Origin of the sequence: Streptomyces hesseae, assembly GCF_031845785.1 — a bacterium.
Classification (GTDB): domain Bacteria; phylum Actinomycetota; class Actinomycetes; order Streptomycetales; family Streptomycetaceae; genus Streptomyces; species Streptomyces hesseae.
The window spans coordinates 62,999-82,337 of record NZ_JAVRFI010000019.1; the positions used below are offsets into that span (position 1 = coordinate 62,999).

19 protein-coding genes are annotated in these 19,339 nt (G+C 71.3%); 10 read left to right on the forward strand and 9 right to left on the reverse strand.

The window, feature by feature from the left end:
- Positions 1 to 38: 38 nt before the first annotated feature.
- The 8 genes from RM609_RS25065 to RM609_RS25100 form a co-directional block, all read right to left on the reverse strand.
- Complete coding sequence (locus RM609_RS25065; protein WP_311613813.1) at positions 39 to 419, reverse strand: hypothetical protein; 381 nt, start codon at positions 417 to 419, stop codon at positions 39 to 41.
- Positions 420 to 647: 228 nt separating this feature from the next.
- Positions 648 to 2,054 carry a sensor histidine kinase gene (locus tag RM609_RS25070; RefSeq protein ID WP_311613814.1) on the reverse strand — a complete coding sequence of 469 codons (1,407 nt, stop codon included), beginning with the start codon at positions 2,052 to 2,054 and terminating at the stop codon, positions 648 to 650.
- Positions 2,051 to 2,788, reverse strand: a complete 738-nt coding sequence (locus RM609_RS25075) for a response regulator transcription factor (RefSeq protein WP_311613815.1) — start codon at positions 2,786 to 2,788, stop codon at positions 2,051 to 2,053. Before RM609_RS25075 ends, RM609_RS25070 begins: the two co-directional genes overlap by 4 nt.
- A 72-nt stretch (positions 2,789 to 2,860) precedes the next feature.
- Positions 2,861 to 3,880 (reverse strand): S1C family serine protease, encoded by a 1,020-nt coding sequence (locus RM609_RS25080; protein WP_311613816.1) that lies wholly within the window; start codon positions 3,878 to 3,880, stop codon positions 2,861 to 2,863.
- Positions 3,881 to 4,132: 252 nt separating this feature from the next.
- The gene (locus RM609_RS25085; protein ID WP_311613817.1) at positions 4,133 to 5,155 is read right to left on the reverse strand and encodes a LacI family DNA-binding transcriptional regulator; all 1,023 of its coding nucleotides are present in this window, start codon (positions 5,153 to 5,155) and stop codon (positions 4,133 to 4,135) included.
- 24 nt (positions 5,156 to 5,179) lie between these two features.
- A complete protein-coding gene (locus RM609_RS25090; protein ID WP_311613818.1) occupies positions 5,180 to 6,037 on the reverse strand; it encodes a response regulator transcription factor in 858 nt (285 codons plus the stop codon).
- A 483-nt stretch (positions 6,038 to 6,520) separates the two neighbouring features.
- Positions 6,521 to 8,419, reverse strand: coding sequence for an ABC transporter ATP-binding protein (locus RM609_RS25095; protein WP_311613886.1), 1,899 nt, complete (start codon positions 8,417 to 8,419; stop codon positions 6,521 to 6,523).
- Between the two features lie 179 nt (positions 8,420 to 8,598).
- The gene (locus tag RM609_RS25100) at positions 8,599 to 10,332 is read right to left on the reverse strand and encodes an ABC transporter ATP-binding protein (RefSeq protein WP_311613819.1); all 1,734 of its coding nucleotides are present in this window, start codon (positions 10,330 to 10,332) and stop codon (positions 8,599 to 8,601) included.
- 145 nt (positions 10,333 to 10,477) lie between these two features.
- Here RM609_RS25100 and RM609_RS25105 point away from each other — a divergent pair, with 145 nt between their 5' ends.
- The 6 genes from RM609_RS25105 (at position 10,478) to RM609_RS25130 (ending at position 14,992) form a co-directional block, all read left to right on the forward strand.
- Positions 10,478 to 10,765 (forward strand): MoaD/ThiS family protein, encoded by a 288-nt coding sequence (locus RM609_RS25105; RefSeq protein ID WP_311613887.1) that lies wholly within the window; start codon positions 10,478 to 10,480, stop codon positions 10,763 to 10,765.
- Positions 10,766 to 10,774: 9 nt separating this feature from the next.
- A complete protein-coding gene (locus RM609_RS25110) occupies positions 10,775 to 12,094 on the forward strand; it encodes a hypothetical protein (protein WP_311613820.1) in 1,320 nt (439 codons plus the stop codon).
- Positions 12,095 to 12,288: 194 nt separating this feature from the next.
- Entirely contained in the window at positions 12,289 to 12,999 is a 711-nt protein-coding gene (locus tag RM609_RS25115) for an LmeA family phospholipid-binding protein (protein WP_311613821.1), read from the forward strand.
- Between the two features lie 411 nt (positions 13,000 to 13,410).
- The gene (locus RM609_RS25120; RefSeq protein WP_311613822.1) at positions 13,411 to 14,256 is read left to right on the forward strand and encodes a sulfurtransferase; all 846 of its coding nucleotides are present in this window, start codon (positions 13,411 to 13,413) and stop codon (positions 14,254 to 14,256) included.
- A 29-nt stretch (positions 14,257 to 14,285) separates the two neighbouring features.
- On the forward strand, positions 14,286 to 14,576 hold the full coding sequence (locus RM609_RS25125) for a DUF1416 domain-containing protein (RefSeq protein ID WP_311613823.1): 291 nt from the start codon (positions 14,286 to 14,288) through the stop codon (positions 14,574 to 14,576).
- A gap of 59 nt (positions 14,577 to 14,635) precedes the next feature.
- Entirely contained in the window at positions 14,636 to 14,992 is a 357-nt protein-coding gene (locus RM609_RS25130; RefSeq protein ID WP_311613824.1) for a DUF3099 domain-containing protein, read from the forward strand.
- A 20-nt stretch (positions 14,993 to 15,012) separates the two neighbouring features.
- Here the strand turns inward: RM609_RS25130 and RM609_RS25135 are convergent, their stop codons facing one another.
- Complete coding sequence (locus RM609_RS25135) at positions 15,013 to 15,384, reverse strand: DsrE family protein (protein WP_126915426.1); 372 nt, start codon at positions 15,382 to 15,384, stop codon at positions 15,013 to 15,015.
- A gap of 259 nt (positions 15,385 to 15,643) precedes the next feature.
- Here RM609_RS25135 and RM609_RS25140 point away from each other — a divergent pair, with 259 nt between their 5' ends.
- From RM609_RS25140 to RM609_RS25155, 4 genes are all read left to right on the forward strand, one after another.
- Complete coding sequence (locus RM609_RS25140; RefSeq protein WP_311613825.1) at positions 15,644 to 16,243, forward strand: heme-binding beta-barrel domain-containing protein; 600 nt, start codon at positions 15,644 to 15,646, stop codon at positions 16,241 to 16,243.
- Positions 16,244 to 16,468: 225 nt separating this feature from the next.
- Entirely contained in the window at positions 16,469 to 17,515 is a 1,047-nt protein-coding gene (locus RM609_RS25145) for a FecCD family ABC transporter permease (protein ID WP_311613826.1), read from the forward strand.
- Positions 17,515 to 18,282, forward strand: a complete 768-nt coding sequence (locus RM609_RS25150) for an ABC transporter ATP-binding protein (RefSeq protein ID WP_311613827.1) — start codon at positions 17,515 to 17,517, stop codon at positions 18,280 to 18,282. Before RM609_RS25145 ends, RM609_RS25150 begins: the two co-directional genes overlap by 1 nt.
- Before the next feature lie 10 nt (positions 18,283 to 18,292).
- Positions 18,293 to 19,324, forward strand: coding sequence for an ABC transporter substrate-binding protein (locus RM609_RS25155; protein WP_311613828.1), 1,032 nt, complete (start codon positions 18,293 to 18,295; stop codon positions 19,322 to 19,324).
- Positions 19,325 to 19,339: the final 15 nt, after the last annotated feature.

Genomic DNA, 19,339 nt, shown 5'->3' on the forward strand with positions numbered 1-19,339 from the left:
TGTTCGGCGGGTGTGCGCCGGATCCACGAGCAGGGACCTCAGCACTCACGCAGTCCGGGAGCCGGGTCCTGGCCGGTCTTCACGTCGACGGCCGGCACGTTGCCCCACGCGCCGTTGTCGAGCTGCGTCCAGTACCAGATGTCGTTCCCGCCCGGGTGCGGGTCGCCGTGTCCCCAGCACTGGAACCAGCTGAACGTCCCGCGGAGCGTTCCACGCGTCGCCGAACGGTAGGAGCGGTCCGCGTAGCCCTTCGCCCCGGCCTTGTTGCCGCAGTGCAGCCTGCCGTCCGAACGGACTCCGCATTCGGCGGCGAGCTTGGCGTGACCGGCCGGAGCGACCGCTACCGCCGACGAGCCGACCGCGCCCAGAACGGTTGTCAGCGCGAGGGCGGAGGCCGCGAGGGCAGTACGGATACGCATGTTCACTCCCGTGGGACGGCGGACGGCGGACGCCGGCGTCGAGCAGACGGCGCTACGTGGCAGGGGCGGCCCGGTGAGCGCCGCCGCGCACGGGAAAGATCTCCGGCTCGTCCCTGCGCAAACGATCGTGGTGCCGGATTCCGCCGAACCGGCGACAGCCCCGCTTCATGCCGGATCAAGGCTCGCCGAATCGGGTGAAAACCCGTCGGACACGCCGCAGCGGCGCCGCTAGAGCCGCGGCGGCTCCGTCGACGCGCCCGGCAGACGTACGCTCGCCACCGTGCCACCGCCGCCCCCGGCCGCCGCGCGCAGTGACACCTCGCCGCCCGCCTGCCGGACCGTCCGGGCGACGATCGACAGGCCCAGGCCGCTGCCCGGCATGCCGCGTGCCGACGGGGAGCGCCAGAACCGGTCGAATACGTGCGGGAGTTCCTCGGCCGGGATGCCGGGGCCGTGGTCGCGAACGGTCAGCTCGCCCTTCACCAGACGGACCTCGATCACACCACCCCTGGGGCTGAACTTCACGGCGTTGTCGAGGAGGTTGACCACCGCGCGCTCCAGCGCGGCCGGCTCGGCGCGGACGAACCACGGGTCGAGCTCGGCGTCGATGGTGAGCCCGGCGCCACCGGCGCGCAGCCGGGCGCGCTCGACGGCTCGTCCGGCGGCCTCGTGGAGGGCCACCACCTGGAGCGGGCCGCTGTTCTCGGGGCCGTCCGGGCGGGAGAGCTCCTGGAGGTCGCCGATGAGCTCGGCGAGCTCCGTCATCTGCGCCTTGACGCTCGCGAGCAGCGCCTTACGGTCCTCCGGGGGGATCGCCCGGCCGGTCTCCTCGCTCCGCACGAGCAAATCGATGTTGGTGCGCAGCGAGGTCAGCGGCGTGCGCAGTTCGTGTCCGGCGTCGGCGATGAGCTGCTGCTGCCGGTCCCGGGAGGAGGCGAGCGCCTCGGTCATGGAGTTGAACGAGGCTGACAGGCGGGCGATCTCGTCCTCGCCCTCGACCGGGATGCGCACGGCGAGGTCGTCCGTGCGGGCGATGTGCTCGACGGCGTCCGTCAGCCGGTCCACCGGTCGCAGCGCGGCCCGGGCGATCCACAGGCCGGCCGTCGCGGCCAGCACGACGCCCACTCCGGCCGTCAACACCAGGACGATGGCGAGGGAGTTGAGGGGCTTGTCGGTCTCGCTCAGCGGCTGGGCGATGGAGACGGCCGTGTTGGGCAGCTGTTCGCTGCGGTAGGTCGAGACGCGCATCTCGTTGCCGTCGGTCGCGACGCTGTCGTGCAGCGCTTCCTCCAGCCGGCCGTCGGCGACGGCGAGGTCGGCGGCGGTGACCCTGATGGGGGACTTGCCGGGCATCGTGCAGACCAGGCCAGTGGCGGTGACGACCTGCACGGTGTACGAGCCGGGGGCCGGGGGCAGGCCGGGCGGGTTGGCGCCGCAGCCGCGCACCAGGGCCTGCACCGACCGCTCGTCGAGGCGCTTGCTCGTCAGGGTGGTGTCGCGCTCGCCGCCGAGCTGTTCCTTGGTGACGAACCAGCAGGCCCACGCCGCCAGCGCCACCGCCACCGCGCAGGCGCCGGCCGTCAGCAGTGCCAGCCGGGAGCGCAGCGGGAGCCCGCGGAATCTGGTCGCGATCATTCCGTGCCGCCGTCGGCCCGCAGGACGTACCCCACCCCGCGGACGGTGTGCACGAGCCTTGCCTCTCCCCCGGCCTCGGTCTTGCGGCGCAGGTACATCACGTACACGTCGAGGGAGTTGGACGACGGCTCGAATTCAAACCCCCAGACGGACTTGAGGATCTGCTCCCGGGTGAGCACCTGACGGGGGTGCGCGAGGAACAGTTCCAGCAGGGTGAACTCGGTCCGGGTCAGCTCCACGCGACGTTCGCCCCGGGTCACCTCGCGCGTGGCGAGGTTCATGCGCAGATCACCGAAGGACAGCGTCTGCGAGTCGGTGTCCGCGGGCGCGGGGACGGTGGCGTAGGAGCTGCGGCGCAGCAGCGCGCGGATGCGGGCCAGCAGCTCGTCCAGCTCGAAGGGCTTGACGAGGTAGTCGTCGGCGCCGGCGTCGAGGCCGGTGACGCGGTCGCCGACCGTGTCGCGGGCGGTCAGCATCAGGATGGGGACGGTCACTCCGGAGGCGCGCATGCGGCGGGCGGCCGTCAGGCCGTCCATGCGGGGCATCAGCACGTCGAGCACGATCATGTCGGGGCGGTGGGCGGCGACCCGCTCGACCGCGTCCAGTCCGTCGACGGCCAGCTCGGTCGCATAGCCCTCGAAGACGAGGCTGCGGTGCAGCGCCTCGCGCACGGCGGGCTCGTCGTCCACGATCAGGATGCGGGCGGGCGTCTCGCCGTGCTCGGCGGGGCTCATCGGCGGTACCTCACGGATCTCACTGGGCGGGTTCAGGGGCTCTCTCCTCAGCCTCGCACGCCCGGCGCGTTCTCAGCTGCCACTGCCGCCGGCTCGCAGCTTGGCCAGGTCGGCCTTGACCGTGTTGACGGGGATGGCGAAGCCGAGGCCCACGCTGCCGGCGGTGTCGCTGGAGCCCGCGTTGTACATGGCGGAGTTGATCCCGATGATCTCGCCGTTCATGTTGATGAGGGCGCCGCCGGAGTTGCCGGGGTTGAGGGAGGCGTCGGTCTGGATGGCCTTGTACGTGGTCTTGGAGGAGCCGGTGTCGCCGTTGTACTGATTGCCGCCGAACTCGAACGGCCACTGCGGGAGGCCGCGCTGCTGCTGACGCTGCTGCTGGTTCTGGCCGCCGCCCTGCTCCTTGGAGACGGTCACGTCGCGGTTGAGGGCGGAGACGATGCCGCTGGTCACGGTGCCGGTCAGGCCCTCGGGGGAGCCGATGGCGACGACCTGGTCGCCGACCCTGATCTTGCCGGAGTCGCCGAGCTTGGCGGCCTTGAGGCCCTTGGCGTCCTGGATCTTGATGAGGGCGAGGTCCTTGTCGGGGTCGGTGCCGACGACCTTGGCGGTCTTGGAGCTGCCGTCGCTGAGGCTGACCTTGACCTCGTCGGCTCCGGCGACCACGTGGTTGTTGGTGATCACTTCACCGTCGCCGCTGATGATCACGCCGGAGCCGGTGGACTGGCCGGAGGCGGTCGTCGCCTTGATCTCGACGATGCTGGGGCTGAGGGCGTTGGCCACGGCCGAGACGCCGGTGCCCTTGACGGAGGCGTTCTGGACGGGGGTGGACTGGCTGCTGTCCCCGCCGCGCCCGCTGGTCAGCTCTCCGACGAGGGCCGCCGACCCGCCGCCGACCACGGCCGCGACGATCGCCGCGGCGGCGAGCAGCGCGATCGGGCGCTTGGCGCGGGCGCGGTGGGATGCGGGGTAGGACGGGGTGGGCGCGCCCTCGGGCGCGGGGGCGCCGAACTGGGCGTACGGGGGGTGCGCCGGGGGCGCGGGGTACTGGCCAGGGTCCTGGGGGCCGCCGGGGCGGGGGGTTTCCGTCATGGGTATGACTGTGCGCCGCGATGATGAGAGGAGTCTGAGGACGGGCTGAGAAGGGGTGCAGAACCCTGTTCACCTGGCATAAGGATGCCGGGTCCCAGATTCCTCCCGCCGCGACGGTGAGCGGCCCGTACGGCGAGGGTCCGGCGGAATCCTCACCGTGCCGCAGCCCGGGGGCACCCGCCGTGGTGCGGGCCGTCGTCCGGGTTGTGCCCACCCGTCCCGCCCTGCGGGACGATTGCCCACAACCGCCGGTTACCCACAGCCGCAGGAGCGGCGGATTACCAGGCGGGACGGGAACTGCTTCAAGCGCTCGCGCCGCGAGCCCGCGAAGCGGAGGCTGTCGTCGAGGACGAGGTCGACCGCCGCGCGGGCCATCGCCTGGCGGTCGGAGGCGACGGTGGTGAGCGGCGGGTCCGTCAGCGCCGCTTCCTTCACATCGTCGAAGGCGGCGACGGCCAGCTCGCCCGGCACGTCGATGCGCAGCTCGCGGGCGGCCCGCAGCACGCCGATGGCCTGGTCGTCGGTGGCGCACATCAGGGCCGACGGCCGGTCGGGGCGGGAGAGGAGCTCCAGGGCGACCTTGTACGCGTCGTAGCGGTTGTAGGGGGCCTGGAAGAGCCGGCCCTCCAGGGACAGCCCGGCCTCGCGCATCGCGCGCCGCCAGCCCTCGACGTGGTCGGTGACCGGGTCCCCTACGGCCGGCGTCACCTCCGTGCCGCCGAGGCAGGCGACGTACGGGTGGCCGTGCTCCAGGAGGTGGCGCGTGGCGAGCTGGGCGCCGCCGACGTCGTCGGTCACGACGGCCACGTCGTCGATCGCGTCGGGCCGACGGTGCATCAGGACGATCCGGGCGTCCCAGGCGTCGATCTCCATGGCGGCGGTCTCGCTGGGGCCCTGGCTGATCAGGATCAGGCCGGAGACACGCATGCCCAAGAAGGCGCGCAGGTAGTGCACTTCGCGCTCGTCGAGGTAGTCGGAGTTCCCGACGAGGACCATCTTCCCGCGCTCGGCCGCCGCCTGCTCGACCGCGTGCGCCATCTCCGCGAAGAAGGGCTGGCGCGCGTCCGGGACGATCAGGCCTATGAGGTCCGTCCGTCGTGAGGCCATCGCCTGGGCGACCCGGTCGGGCCGGTACCCCAGCTCCTTGATCGCGGCCAGCACTCGCTCCCGCGTCGCCGGTGCCACCGGGCGCGGTCCATTGTTGATGACGTAGCTGACGACCGCGGTCGACGTCCCCGCAAGCCTTGCCACATCGTCCCGCGTCACCTTGGCCACGCGCGGCAGTCTACGCGGGTCCACCTACCGTTTCACCGGGCGAACGGCCTCGGTTCGGTCACTAAGAGGGGCACTGTTCGACCCGTCCCGCGACCCGTTCCGTGAGCCGTTCGGCGACCGCTCCGGCGCCTGCCTCCCGGCGGAGGCGGTGGACGAGGAGGAGCCCGAGGACTCGGCCTTCCCCTTCTCCGCCTTCTCGGCCTTCTCCAGCTTCTCCGGCAGCACGAACCGGTAGCCCACGTTCCGGACGGTGCCGATCAAGGACTCGTGCTCGGGGCCCAGCTTGGCGCGCAGCCGCCGGACGTGGACGTCCACCGTGCGCGTACCGCCGAAGTAGTCGTAGCCCCAGACCTCTTGGAGGAGCTGGGCGCGGGTGAAGACCCGGCCGGGGTGCTGCGCGAGGTATTTGATCAGCTCGAATTCCTTGAAGGTCAGGTCCAGGACCCGGCCCTTGAGCTTGGCGCTGTAGGTGGCCTCGTCCACGGAGAGGTCGCCGGTGCGGATCTCCATCGGGCTGTCGTCCATGGAGATCTGCTGGCGTCCCATGGCCAGCCGCAGCCGCGCCTCGACCTCGGCGGGGCCCGCCGTGTCGAGGAGGACGTCGTCGACGCCCCAGTCGGCGGTGACGGCGGCGAGGCCGCCCTCGGTGACGACGAGGAGCAGCGGACAGCCCGGTCCGGTGGAGCGCAGCAGCTGGCAGAGGCTGCGGACGTGGGGCAGGTCACGGCGGCCGTCGATCAGTATGACGTCGGCCCCGGGGGTGTCCACGAGGGCCGGGCCCTCGGCGGGTGCCACACGCACGCTGTGCAGCAGCAGACCGAGCGCCGGCAGCACCTCGGTCGAGGGCTGGAGGGCATTGGTCAGGAGGAGCAGGGAGCTCATCGGCAACCACCCGCCCGGGTCCTCATACGGCTCGTACTCGTACTCATACTCGTACGACCCGTCGGGGTCGCGCTCTCTTGTCGTGCGCTTCGCTCGCCCATTACGTCGGTTCCTCCTCGGTCCCTGCGAGGACGGTTGGGGCACTGCTCGTCGTCCGAATGCACAAAAGGACCCGGGGGCCACTCTGCCCGGATCCTCTCTGCGCAGCAGAATAACCCACCCGACTTTCGACGGCGCGGACGATTTTGCATGAGCTTGTGTTTCGTCGGTCACTTCGAGTGGTCATCGCATCGCACTCTTGACAGCGGACGGCAGTGGGGCGGCGTCCGGCGCGGCGGTCGCGGGACGGGGCGTCCCGCACCGTCCAGTCTCGCGCACCCACCGGCCGGCGGACGGCCGGATGGGGGTGCGATGAGGCACAGACGGCGCATGGGAGCACGCGCCGGGGCGCGCGCCGCCACGACGGCGCGCGCCCCGATGCCGTTACGCCTCCGCGACCGGCTCCGCGAACTGCGCCTCGTACAGCCGGGCGTACGCCCCGCCCGTCGCCAGCAGCGAGTCGTGGGTGCCCTGCTCCACGATCCGGCCGGACTCCATCACCAGGATCACGTCCGCGTCCCGGATGGTCGAGAGCCGGTGGGCGATCACAAAGCTGGTGCGCCCGGTCCGCAGCCGGCCCATGGCCTGCTGGATCAGCACCTCGGTGCGGGTGTCGACGGAGCTGGTGGCCTCGTCGAGGACGAGGATCTCCGGCTCGGCGAGGAAGGCCCGCGCGATGGTGATCAGCTGCTTCTCGCCGACGCTGACGTTGGAACCTTCCTCGTCTATCACCGTTTCGTAGCCGTCGGGCAGCGTACGGACGAAGCGGTCGACGTGGGTGGCCTTCGCCGCCTCCACGATCTTGTCCATGGAGACGCCCTCGGGGGCGCCGTAGGCGATGTTCTCCGCGATCGTGCCGCCGAAGAGCCAGGTGTCCTGGAGGACCATGCCGATGTGGGAGCGCAGCTCCTCACGGGACATCTGGGCGACGTCGACGCCGTCGAGCGTGATGCGTCCGCCGTTGACCTCGTAGAACCGCATCAGCAGATTGACCATGGTGGTCTTGCCGGCGCCGGTCGGGCCGACGATGGCGACGGTCTGGCCGGGCCGGACCGTCAGCGAGAGGTCCTCGATGAGGGGGCGGTCGGGCTCGTAGCGGAAGGAGACCTTCTCGAAGGCGACCTCGCCGCGTACGTGGTCCGGACGGCGCGCGTCCACCGGGTCGGTGGACTGCTCCTCCGCGTCCAGCAGCTCGAAGACGCGCTCGGCCGAGGCCACACCGGACTGGACCAGGTTGGCCATGGAGGCCACCTGGGTCAGCGGCTGGCTGAACTGGCGCGAGTACTGCACGAACGCCTGGACGTCACCGATCGACAGCGAACCGGTCGCCACGCGCAGACCGCCGACCACGGCGACGAGCACGTAGTTGAGGTTGCCGATGAACATCATCGCGGGCTGGATCAGGCCCGAGATGAACTGTGCCTTGAACCCGGCCTCGTAGAGCTCGTCGTTCTCCTTGCGGAAGGTCTCGGCGGACTCCTTCTGGCGGCCGAAGACCTTCACCAGCGAGTGGCCGGTGTACATCTCCTCGATGTGGGCGTTGAGCTTGCCCGTGGACTTCCACTGCGCGACGAACTGCGGCTGTGCCCGCTTGCCGATCCGGGTGGCGACGATGATCGACACCGGCACGGTCACCAGGGCGACCAGGGCCAGCAGCCAGGAGATCCAGAACATCATCGCCAGCACGCCGACGATCGTCAGCAGGGAGGCCATGATCTGGCTGAGGGTCTGCTGGAGGGTCTGCGCGATGTTGTCGATGTCGTTGGTGGCCCGGGAGAGGACCTCGCCGCGCTGCTGCTTGTCGAAGTAGCTCAGCGGCAGCCGGCCGAGCTTCTCCTCGACCTCCTCGCGCAGCCGGAACACGGCCTTCTGGACGACGTTCGTGGCGATGCGGGCCTGGACGAGCTGGAAGAGGGACGAGCCCACGTAGATCAGCGTCACCCACAGCAGCACCGTGCCGATGGCGCCGTAGTCGATGCCGTGGCCCGGGACGAAGTCCACGCCGGAGAGCACGTCGGCGATCTTGCCGTTGCCCTGCTGCCGCATCCGGGCCAGGACCTCGGCCTTGGTGGCGCCGGCCGGCAGCCCGGCGCCGACGACACCGGCGAAGATCAGGTCGGTGGCGTGGCCGAGGACCTTGGGGCCGATGACGGCCAGCCCCACGCTGGCCACGCCGAGCGCCAGGGCGATGGCGACGACCGCCCGCTCGGGGCGCAGCCGGGCCAGGAGGCGGCGGCCGGAGCCGGCGAAGTCCATGGACTTCTCGGTGGGCTGGCCGCCCATGAAGCGGGCTATGCCGACGGCGGGCGCGGGGCCTCTGCGCTGGGGGGCGGCGGGACCGCCCCCGGGCTTGCCGCTCGGTCCGCCGGGTGTTCCGTCCGGGCCGCCAGGTTTGCCGTCCGGGCCGCCGGACTTTCCGTCCGGGCCGCCGGCGGTGGGCGCGGCGGGCTTCTCGAGGGACGTCACGCCGCCTCCTCCTCGGTGAGCTGGGAGAGAACGATCTCCCGGTAGGTCTCGTTCGTCCCCATCAGTTCGGTATGGGTGCCCGTGCCGACGACCCGGCCCTCGTCGAGGACCACGATGCGGTCGGCGTCGCGGATGGTCGACACCCGCTGCGCGACGATCACCACCGTCGCGTCCCCGGTCTCACGCGACAGCGCGGCCCTCAGCCGGGCGTCCGTCGCGTAGTCGAGGGCGGAGAAGGAGTCGTCGAAGAGGTAGATCTCCGGCTTGCGGACCAGGGCCCGCGCGATCGCCAGGCGCTGCCGCTGACCGCCGGAGACATTGGTGCCGCCCTGGGAGATCGGCGCCTCCAGCATCCCCTCCATGGCCGTGACGAATTCACGGGCCTGCGCTGTCTCCAGCGCCTGCCACAGCTCCTCGTCGGTCGCGTCGGGGCGTCCGTAGCGAAGGTTGGAGGCGACGGTGCCGGAGAAGAGGTACGGCTTCTGGGGGACGAGCCCCACGGCCTCCGACATCGCGGCAGGCTCCAGCTCCCGTACGTCCACGCCGTCGACGAGGACGGCGCCCCCGGTGGCGTCGAACAGCCGGGGGATGAGGCCCAGCAGGGTCGACTTGCCGCTGCCCGTGGAGCCGATGACGGCCGTGATCTCGCCGGGCCGGGCCACCAGGGAGACGTCCCGGAGCACCGGCTCCTCGGCGCCCGGGTAGCCGAACTCCACGGCGCGCAGCTCCAGGTGACCGCGCCCCCGCAGCTCGGTCACCGGGACGGCGGGCGGCGCCACGCTGGACTCGGTGGTCAGGACTTCCTGGATGCGCTCGGCGCAGACCTCGGCGCGCGGCACCATCATGAACATAAAGGTGGCCATCATGATCGACATCAGGATCTGCATCAGATAGCTGATGAACGCCGTGAGCGCGCCGATCTCCATGCCGCCGTCCCCGATGCGGTGACCGCCGAACCACACGACGGCGATCGAGGACAGGTTCACGACCAGCATCACGGACGGGAACATCAGCGACATCAGCCGGCCCGCGCGCAGCGAGACGTCCATCAGCTCGGCGTTGGCGTTCCGGAATCGTTTCCGCTCGTGGTCGTCGCGGACGAACGCGCGGATGACGCGGATGCCCGCGATCTGCTCGCGCAGCACCCGGTTGACCGTGTCGATACGGGCCTGCACCCCGCGGAACACCGGCCGCATCCGCCAGATGATCACGCCCACGATGGCCGCCAGGACCGGGACGATCACCAGCAGCAGCGCGGACAGCGGCACGTCCTGCTGGACGGCCAGGACGATGCCGCCCGCGCACATGATCGGCGCCGACACCATCAGCGTGAACGCCATCAGGGTCAGCATCTGGACCTGCTGGACGTCATTGGTCGTGCGGGTGATCAGCGAGGGCGCCCCGAACTGCCCCACCTCACGCGCGGAGAAGGACTGGACCCGGTCGAAGACCGCGGCGCGGAGATCCCGGCCGACCGCCATGGCCGTCCGGGCGCCGTAGTACACCGCGCCGATGGCGCAGACGATCTGCACGAGGGTCACGGCGAGCATCAGCCCGCCGGTGCTCAGGATGTATCCGGTATCGCCTTTGACGACACCCTTGTCGATGATGTCCGCGTTGAGATTGGGGAGGTAGAGGGTGGCGAGGGTCTGAACGAGCTGCAAGAGCACGATCAGCGCGATCGCTCCGGAGTAGGGCCGCAAAGACGACCGTAGAAGTCGCACCAACACACAAGAAGCCTATGCGAGCACCTCTCGATGGGGCCTCTCCTTTACCGGGCGGGGACATGCCGGGCCCGGCACCCGTCATCATGGAGGCGGCAAGAAACCGAAAGGGGTCGCCGTGGCGACGACACACACGGCTCGTCCGGCATCACTGCCGGCACAGCCGGGGCCGCCGGAACCTCCGGCCGGCACGATCCGGTACTGGGCCGCGGCCAAGGCCGCCGCGGGCACGGCCGAGGAGCCGTACGCCGCGCGCACGCTCGCGGACGCGCTGGTCGCGGCCCGGCGGGCGCACGAAGCGGCGCCGGAGTTCGCGCGGGTGCTCGCCCGCTGCTCGTTCCTCGTGAACGGTGACCCCGTCGGCACGCGCGACCACTCGACGGTCCGACTGACCGAGGGCGGCACGGTCGAGGTGCTCCCGCCCTTCGCAGGAGGGTGACCCGGCAGCATGAGCGAACAGCACCACCGCAATCCCTATGACCGGTACGACCAGCACGGGCAGTACCCGCAGTACGAGCAGCCGCAGCAGGGCTACGGTTCGTACGACCAGGGGCCGGACGGACAGGCCGGGCAGGCTGACGGGTCGTCGGCGTACGGCTACGGCTACGACGCGCAGCAGCACGCGCAGCACCAGCAAGCCCAGCACCAGCACGCGTCGCACCAGCAGCCCGCCGCGTGGCCGCAGGCCCAGCAGGACTACCAGCAGCACGACGAGCCGCACACCCAGACCTGGCAGACCCAGACCTGGGAGACCCACACCTGGCAGCAGCCGCTCGACGAGAGCCGGGAGCAGGCCCCCGCGGCCCCGGCCACGCCCGCGCCCGCGTACGACGCGTCGTGGCCGACGGGCGGCGGCGATGACGCGGCGTCGTCCTGGGACCGGCAGCAGCCGTCCGGCGGCTACGAGCCCGCCGGAGCCGGGGCCGGAGCCGGGGCGCTGCCGGTGCCCCGTCCGGAGGGCGTGGTCGTGACGGCGTCGGCGCCGGTCGCCGGTGAGGTGGCCGAGCGGCCGATGACCGCGGCCGAGAAGGCGAAGGCGGAGGGCCGCGCGCAGATCGTGTCGCCCGGTCTCCAGCCGGCGCTGATCACCGCCGCGCTCGCCGGGCTGCTGGCCGCCGTGGCGCCGCTGGGGCGGCCCGCGCTGGCCGTGCCCGTGGTGCTGCTCCAGGCGGTGACGGCGGCGGGCTGGTTCCGGCTGAACGGCATGTGGCCCGCCCGGCAGGGCATCGCGCTGGCCTTCCTCGGCGGCGTGGCCGCCGACATCGGCCTGCTGGCCACCGACACGGCCAAGGCGCCGACGGTCCTCCTCGGCACCCTCGGCGTATGGATCCTGCTGGTCGTCGTCCTCCAGCTGCGCAGCCACGCCGCGCCGGACGAGCGGCTCTACGGACTGACGGCGGCCACCGCCTCGTCGGCCCTGGCCGTCATGGCGGGCGCCCACCTGGCGGCCGACTCCGACGCGGTGGTGATCGGCGCGCTCGGCGTGGCCGCGGCCGTCCTGGCCCGCGCCCTGCCGCTGCCCTCGGTAGCCGCCCCCGTCGTCGCGCTGATCGCCGCGACGGGCGCGGGCATCGCGGGCGGCCAGCTGACCGGCTTCGGCGCGTCGGCCGCGCTGCTCGGCCTGGCGGCCGGCGTCTGCGCCCTGGCCGGCCTGCGGGTCGCCAGCTACGACTACCCCTCCCGCTTCGTCCACCTGACGGCGGGCGTGGCGCTGCCGCTGGCGCTGGCGGCGCCGGCGGTGTACGTGCTGGGGCGGGCGCTGGGGTAGGGAACTTCGGGGGCTCCGCCCCCGGACCCCCGGTCCTCGAACGCCGGACGGGCTGATTTCAGCCTGTCCGGCGTTTTTTGGGGTAAGACCCCCCAAACGGTTACAGACCGGTGACACCCGGCCCTGCCACCCACCGCCCTCACCCGGTTAGGCTCACGGGAAAGCCTGACCAAGAGTGGGGGACGAACGAACCGATGCGCGCGATACGCAGGCTCCTGATCGCCGCCATAATCCTGGCGGCCCTGTTCATAGGCGCCGACCGTGCGGCCGTCTACTTCGCCGAGAACCAGGTAGCCGACAAGATCCGCAGCAGCCAGGGCCTCTCCGGCACCCCGGACGTCTCCATCAAGGGGTTCCCCTTCCTCACCCAGGTCGCGAGCTCGCGGCTCGACGAGGTCCAGATCAAGCTCGACGGCGGCGTCACCGCCGGCGCGGGCGACCGTTCCATCACGGTGAGCGGCTTCGACGCCACCCTGCACGACGTCCGCGTCGACAGCAGCTACACCTCCGCCACCGCCGGCCGCGCGTCCGGCACCGCGCACCTCACCTACGAGGAGCTGACCAAGGCCACCGGCGACCCCGACGCCACCGTCGGCTACGGCGGCAAGGAGACCACCGGCGGCAACCAGGTGAAGGTCTCCGGCAAGGTCACCGTCATGGGCCAGACGTCGCAGCAGAGCGTGATCTCCACCGTGACGGTCGTGAACGGCGACACCGTCCGCGTCCGGGCCAACGAGGTCCCCGCGCAGGGCATCCCCGGTCTGGAGCGGAAGATCCGCGAGAAGACCGACTTCGACCGGAAGATCACGGGCCTGCCCAGGGGCATCAAGCTCGACACGGTCGTCGCCACGCCGAACGGCATCGACATCACCCTCACCGGCACCGACGTCAACCTGACGGGCTGAGACCCCCGTCCACTGTACGAGACACCCCCGTCCGCACATCAGTCCACGCGAGCCCATGAAAGGGCCGGACGGGGGCCGGCGAGCCTTCCGCGAAGATTCCGATCCCAACATGTGGGATTTTTTGTCTCATTATCCGGCACCCCGGTGACAGGGCTCCCGCCCCTCCCTACGATCCCCCTTATGAAGCGACAGGCGGATCTCACCAAGCGGCGGGCAGTGGACCTGTGCCGTGTTGCCGCCATGCTGTGTCGCCGTGTCTGACGGGGACCGTTTAACGGACCCCTTTCCGGCCCCTCGGCCGCCTCCCCGCACCACCGCTCCACTCGCCGCGCGGTGCCGCGTACCCGCTCACCGCACCACGCGCACGCGCCGCGCACCGGCACGCCAGCAACCGCCCCGGAGGAGATCAGCATGAGCCGCAGTGACGTCCTGGTGGACGCCGACTGGGTCCAGGCCCGCATCGACGAAGCCCACCCCAAGACCGTCATCGTCGAGGTGGACGAGGACACGTCCGCGTACGACAAGAACCACATCAAGACCGCCATCCGGATCGACTGGAAGACCGACCTTCAGGACCCGGTCCGCCGTGACTTCGTCGACCAGGCCGGCTTCGAGAAGCTGCTGTCCGAGAAGGGCATCGCCAACGACGACACCGTCGTCCTCTACGGCGGCAACAACAACTGGTTCGCGTCCTACGCCTACTGGTACTTCAAGCTCTACGGCCACCAGGACGTGAAGCTCCTCGACGGCGGCCGCAAGAAGTGGGAGCTCGACTCCCGCGACCTCGTCGCCGAGGTGCCCGAGCGCCCGCGGACCGACTACCGCGCGCAGCCGCAGGACGCGTCCATCCGCGCCTTCCGCGACGACGTCCTGGCCGCCATCGGCGAGCTCAACCTCGTCGACGTGCGCTCCCCCGACGAGTTCAGCGGCAAGCTGCTCGCCCCGGCGCACCTCCCGCAGGAGCAGTCGCAGCGCCCGGGCCACGTCCCGACCGCGCGCAACATCCCGTGGTCGAAGTCGGCCAACGACGACGGCACGTTCAAGTCCGACGACGAGCTCACGGAGCTCTACCGGGGCGCGGGCGTGGACCTCGCCAAGGACACCATCGCCTACTGCCGCATCGGCGAGCGCTCGGCGCACACCTGGTTCGTCCTCCACGAGCTGCTCGGACAGCAGAACGTCCGCAACTACGACGGCTCCTGGACCGAGTACGGCTCCCTGGTCGGCGTGCCGATCGAGCTCGGCACCGGCAACTGAGCCTCCCGCGCCAACGGAAAGGAACGCACATGTGTGGAGCGAAAGCAGGCGGCCCCGACGCCTCGACCGCCAAGGCCGGTGAGACCACCATCCAGGGCTCGGTGACCCGCGACGGCGAGCCCGTCGCCGGCTACGTCCGGCTCCTGGACTCGCACGGCGATTTCACGGCGGAGGTGCCCACGTCCGCGACCGGACAGTTCCGCTTCTACGCCGCCGAGGGCACGTGGACGGTCCGCGCGCTCGTCCCGGGCGCCACGGCCGACCGCAAGGTCGTGCTCACCGAGAAGGGCGCGCTGGCGGAGGTCGTCATCGCCGTCTGAGGCCGGCCGCTCGAACGGCCACGAGACTCGAAGGGCCGCACCCCGGGGTTGGACGCCTTGTGGGGGGTGCGGCCCTTCGCGCACCCCTCGCGCCCTTCGCGCAGAGCGCCCCACGGTCGTACCGTGAAAGCGTGTACGCGAGGCGTAAGCACCTCTACTTCGCCATGATGGGGACCTGCATCTTCCTCTTCGTCATGGCATGGGCCGTCGTGCGCCTGTGGTCGGTGCCGGCGGCCGTGGGGCTGTGCCTCTTCGCCATGGTCATCCCGCCGGTCGCGGCCATCGTCGCGAACCGCCGGGGGCCCGAGGACCGCTGGTGGGACGATCCGTCGGGCGACGAGAAGTCGGACGAGTGGTGGGACGAGCTGGACGGCAAGCGCCGTCAGGGGCCACGCGACCCCTGGGGCCGCGATTAACCCGGTTAAGGTCCGGCGGATCAGTAGACGAGCGCCTGCGTGCCGTCCGCCATCGCCTCGCTGACGAACACCTGCGCGCCCGCGATCCGGGCGCCCTCGATCAGGTCCTTCTCCTCGATCCCGCGCCGCGCCGCGCACTGCGTGCACAGCGTGATCATCCCGCCCCCGGCGAGGATCCCGTCGATGAGGTCCGGCAGCGGCGCCGCGTGCGGCAGCTCGAACTCCGCGGCGCGCCCGGGCAGCGCGAACCACGACGACTCCCCCGTCAGCCACAGCGACACCTCGACACCGCTGGCCACGGCCACGGCGGCCACCGTGAACGCCTGCGAGCACCGCTCGGGCGCGTCCGCGCCCGCCGTCACCTTGATCACGAGCTTCTTCGCGTTCGCCATGCCCGTCACTCTAGGACGGCGGGGCGGCCGACCTCACAGCGCCGTCCCCGAGGCGGCCGACTAGACTCCTGTCCGGTCCGTACCGACATTTGATCTCCATCCCGACCGAGGAGCGCGCTCGTGCTTGAAGGCTTCTTCACCACCCTGCTGGTACTGGTCGCCGTCGGCGTCATGGCCTTCGCGGGCCTGACCTGGAAGAAGCTGTACCAGGGCCAGCGCTGACCCCTTTGTCCGCACCGCCTACAGATCGCCTGAGCCCATGATCGAGATTCCGTCCGACCTTCACCCCGACCTGGTCCCCCTGGCGTTCCTCCTCGGCACGTGGGAGGGCGCGGGCGTCCATGACTTCCCCGGCGCCGAGAAGTGCAACTTCGGGCAGGAAGTCGTCTTCAGCCACGACGGCCGGGACTTCCTCGAGTACGTCTCGCGCTCCTGGGTGCTGGACGCCGCCGGCAAGCCGGTCAAGCCGCTGGAGACCGAGACCGGCTACTGGCGGATCGACAGGAACCGCAAGGTCGAGATCGTCATGATCCGCGACACCGGTGTCGTCGAGGTCTGGTACGGCGAGCTGGCCGACCAGAAGCCGCAGATCGACATCGCGACGGACGCCGTCGCGCGGACCGCCGCCTCCGGCCCGTACTCGGGCGGCAAGCGCCTCTACGGCTACGTCAAGGGCGACCTGATGTGGGTCGGCGAGAAGGCCACCCCCGAGGTGCCGCTGCGCCCGTACATGTCGGCGCAGCTGAAGAAGGTCCCGGCGGACCTCCAGGACTGGGCGCGCAACCTGCCCGACGACCTGCCGGACGGCGTCTCCTTCTTCAACCCCGACGGCACGCCGTACAAGCCCGAGGAAAAGTAACCTCTTTCGCGCCCCGCGGGGGAAGTCCGGTCGAATTCCGGCGCTGACCCGCAACGGTAGGCGGAAGGCCCTTTCCGGGGCCTTCCGCGAGCCCGATCACCCGCGGCGGCGCGGTTCCCAGCACACTCGCCGTGGACTGCGAGGGGACACCCGTACGCGTTTACAGCGTCTACGTTTAACGCTTTCGCGCGCGGAGCCACGGCCCGAGGCGAAGGCGTACCGCCCGTGGCGCACCCCCGCAGGCTCCCCCTGCCACCCCTCCTGGCCGCCCTCTCCGCCGCCCTCCTCGTCTCCCTGCTGTGCTGTGTGGCGCTCGGCGCGTCCGGCGTCGGCTGGGGCCAGACGACGCGCCATCTGTGGGCGGGGCTGAGCGGCGGGACCATCGCACCGGACGAGGTACCGGCGTACACGATCGTCTGGGAGCTGCGCTTCCCGCGCGCCCTGCTGGCCGCCGTCGTCGGCGCGGGGCTGTCGGCCATCGGAGTGGGCGTGCAGGCGATGGTGCGCAACGCCCTCGCCGACCCGTTCGTCCTCGGCATCTCCTCCGGCGCCGCCGTCGGCGCCAACGCCGTGCTGCTCTTCGGGGCGCTGGGCTCGCTCGGCGTGTGGGCGCTGTCCGGTGCCGCGTTCACCTCCGCGCTGGCCGCGATGGCGCTCGTCTACGCGGCGGCGCGCACCCGGCACGGGCTGACGCCGCTGCGGCTGGTGCTGACCGGCAGCGCGATGTACTACGGCTTCTCCGCGATCACCACGCTCATGGTGTTCAGCGCCGACCGGGGCGAGGCGGCGCGCTCGGCCATGATGTGGCTGCTGGGCAGCCTGGGCGGGGCCACCTGGTCGTCCGTGCCGATCGCGGCGGCCGTGGTGCTGGCCGGGACCGGGTATCTGCTGTGGTCGGCACCGCGGCTGAACGCGCTGGCCATGGGCGACGAGACCGCCGCCACGCTGGGCGTGGACGCCGAGCGGCTGCGGCGGGTGCTGTTCGTGGTGACGGCCGCGGTCACCGGGGCCGTCGTGGCCGTCAGCGGAGCGATCGGCTTCGTGGGGCTGATGGTCCCGCACGTCACCCGCATGCTCGTCGGCGCCGACCACCGCCGGGTGCTGGCCGTTGCGCCGCTCATGGGCGCGGTGCTCCTGCTGTGGGTGGACGTCGTCTCCCGGCTGCTGCTGGCGCCGGTGGAGCTGCCGGTCGGGGTGATCACCGCGCTGATCGGGGTGCCCTGCTTCGTACTGCTGATGCGGCGGCGCGGCTATGTCTTCGGGGGGTCGTGATGCGGGTCGACATCGAGGGGCTCGCGGTCGACATCGCGGGTGCGCGGCTGGTGGAGGACATCGAGCTGAGGGCGGGCAGCGGGCAGTTCGTGGGGCTGGTGGGGCCGAACGGCAGTGGCAAGTCCACGCTGCTGCGCTGCGTCTACCGCGCGCTGCGGCCGGCCGCCGGGCGGGTGCTGCTGGACGGCGACGATCTCCACGCGCTCCCCGCCCGCGAGGGGGCGCGGCGGCTGGCGGCGCTGCCGCAGGAGTCGGGCAGCGAGTTCGACTTCACGGCCGCCGAGGTCGTGGCCATGGGCCGGCTGCCGCACCAGGGCCCGGGCGGCCGGGCCACGGCGGCGGACGCCGAGGTGTGCGCGGCGGCGCTGGCACGGACGGGCGCCTCGCACCTGGCCGGGCGGGGCTTCCTGTCGCTGTCCGGGGGCGAGAAGCAGCGGGTGCTGATCGCGCGGGCGCTGGCCCAGGAGCCGAAGGTGCTCGTCCTGGACGAGCCGACGAACCACCTGGACATCGCCCAGCAGCTGGAGGTCCTGTCGCTGGTGCGCGAATCGGGGGTGACGGTGCTGGCCGCGCTGCACGACCTCAATCTCGCCGCCGGGTACTGCGACGCGCTGTACGTCGTCGCCGGTGGGCGCGTCGTCGCGTCCGGGCCGCCGCACTCCGTGCTGACCGCCGAGCTGCTGGCCGAGGTCTTCGGCGTACGGGCGCACCGCGTGCCGCACCCGGTCTCCGGCGCCCCGCAGCTGCTCTTCGACCGCCTCCCGTAAGGAACCCCGCATGCGAACCGCCCGCATCACCCTCGCCGTCCTCACCGCCATCACCCTCACGAGCTGTGGCGCCAAGGTTTCGGAAGCTCCCGACGGCAAACAGTCGAAGGCGGCGGCCGGCGGCCACTACCCGGTGACGATCTCCAACTGTGGCGTGAAGACGACGTACGACAAGGCACCGGAGCGCGTGGTGACCAATGACGTCGGGATAGCCGAGATCATGTTCGCGCTGGGCCTGGAGGACCACATGGCCGGCTATGTGGCGCCCGACTACCGCACGAGCAGGGACGACAAGGGAGCCGCACCCTGGAAGAGCGGCTACGACAGGGCGAAGTGGCTGTCGAAGAAGGAGATCAACAAGGAGCTCGTCCTCGACGCCAAGGCGGATCTGGTCTTCGCGGGCTGGAACTACGGCTTCGGCGAGGGGAACGGCTTCACCCCGGAGGCGCTGAAGAAGGTCGGCGTGGGCTCGTACGTCCTCACCGAGTCCTGCCACAACGGCGGGACGGGCGCGTCGCGCGGGGTGATGCCGCCGCTGGAGGCGCTCTACACCGACCTGGAGACGCTCGGGAAGGTCTTCGACGTCGAGGACCGGGCACGGAAGCTCGTCGACGGCTTCAAGAAGCAGGTCGCCGACGCCCAGGCGGCGGTGCCGAAGGACGGCCGGGCGCCGCGGGTCTTCCTCTACGACGACGGCAAGGACAAGCCGCTGACCGCCGGGGCCTTCGCCGGGCCGCACGACATCATCGCCAAGGCGGGCGGCGACCATGTGATGAAGGACCTCAAGGACTCCTGGGTGACGGTCGGCTGGGAGACGGTCGTGGAGCGGGACCCCGAGGTCATCGTGATCAACAACTACGGGGCCGTGAGCGCGGAGGAGAAGAAGAAGTTCCTGATGTCCTACCCGCCGCTCGCGGGGGTCTCCGCCATCAAGAACGACCGGGTTTTCGTCCTCGATTACGTCGATCTCGTCGAAAGCCCCCGCAATCCGTCGGCCATCGCCGCGCTCGCCGGATATCTGAAGGGGGTACGGGGCGCGTGACGCTGCCTAGACTGG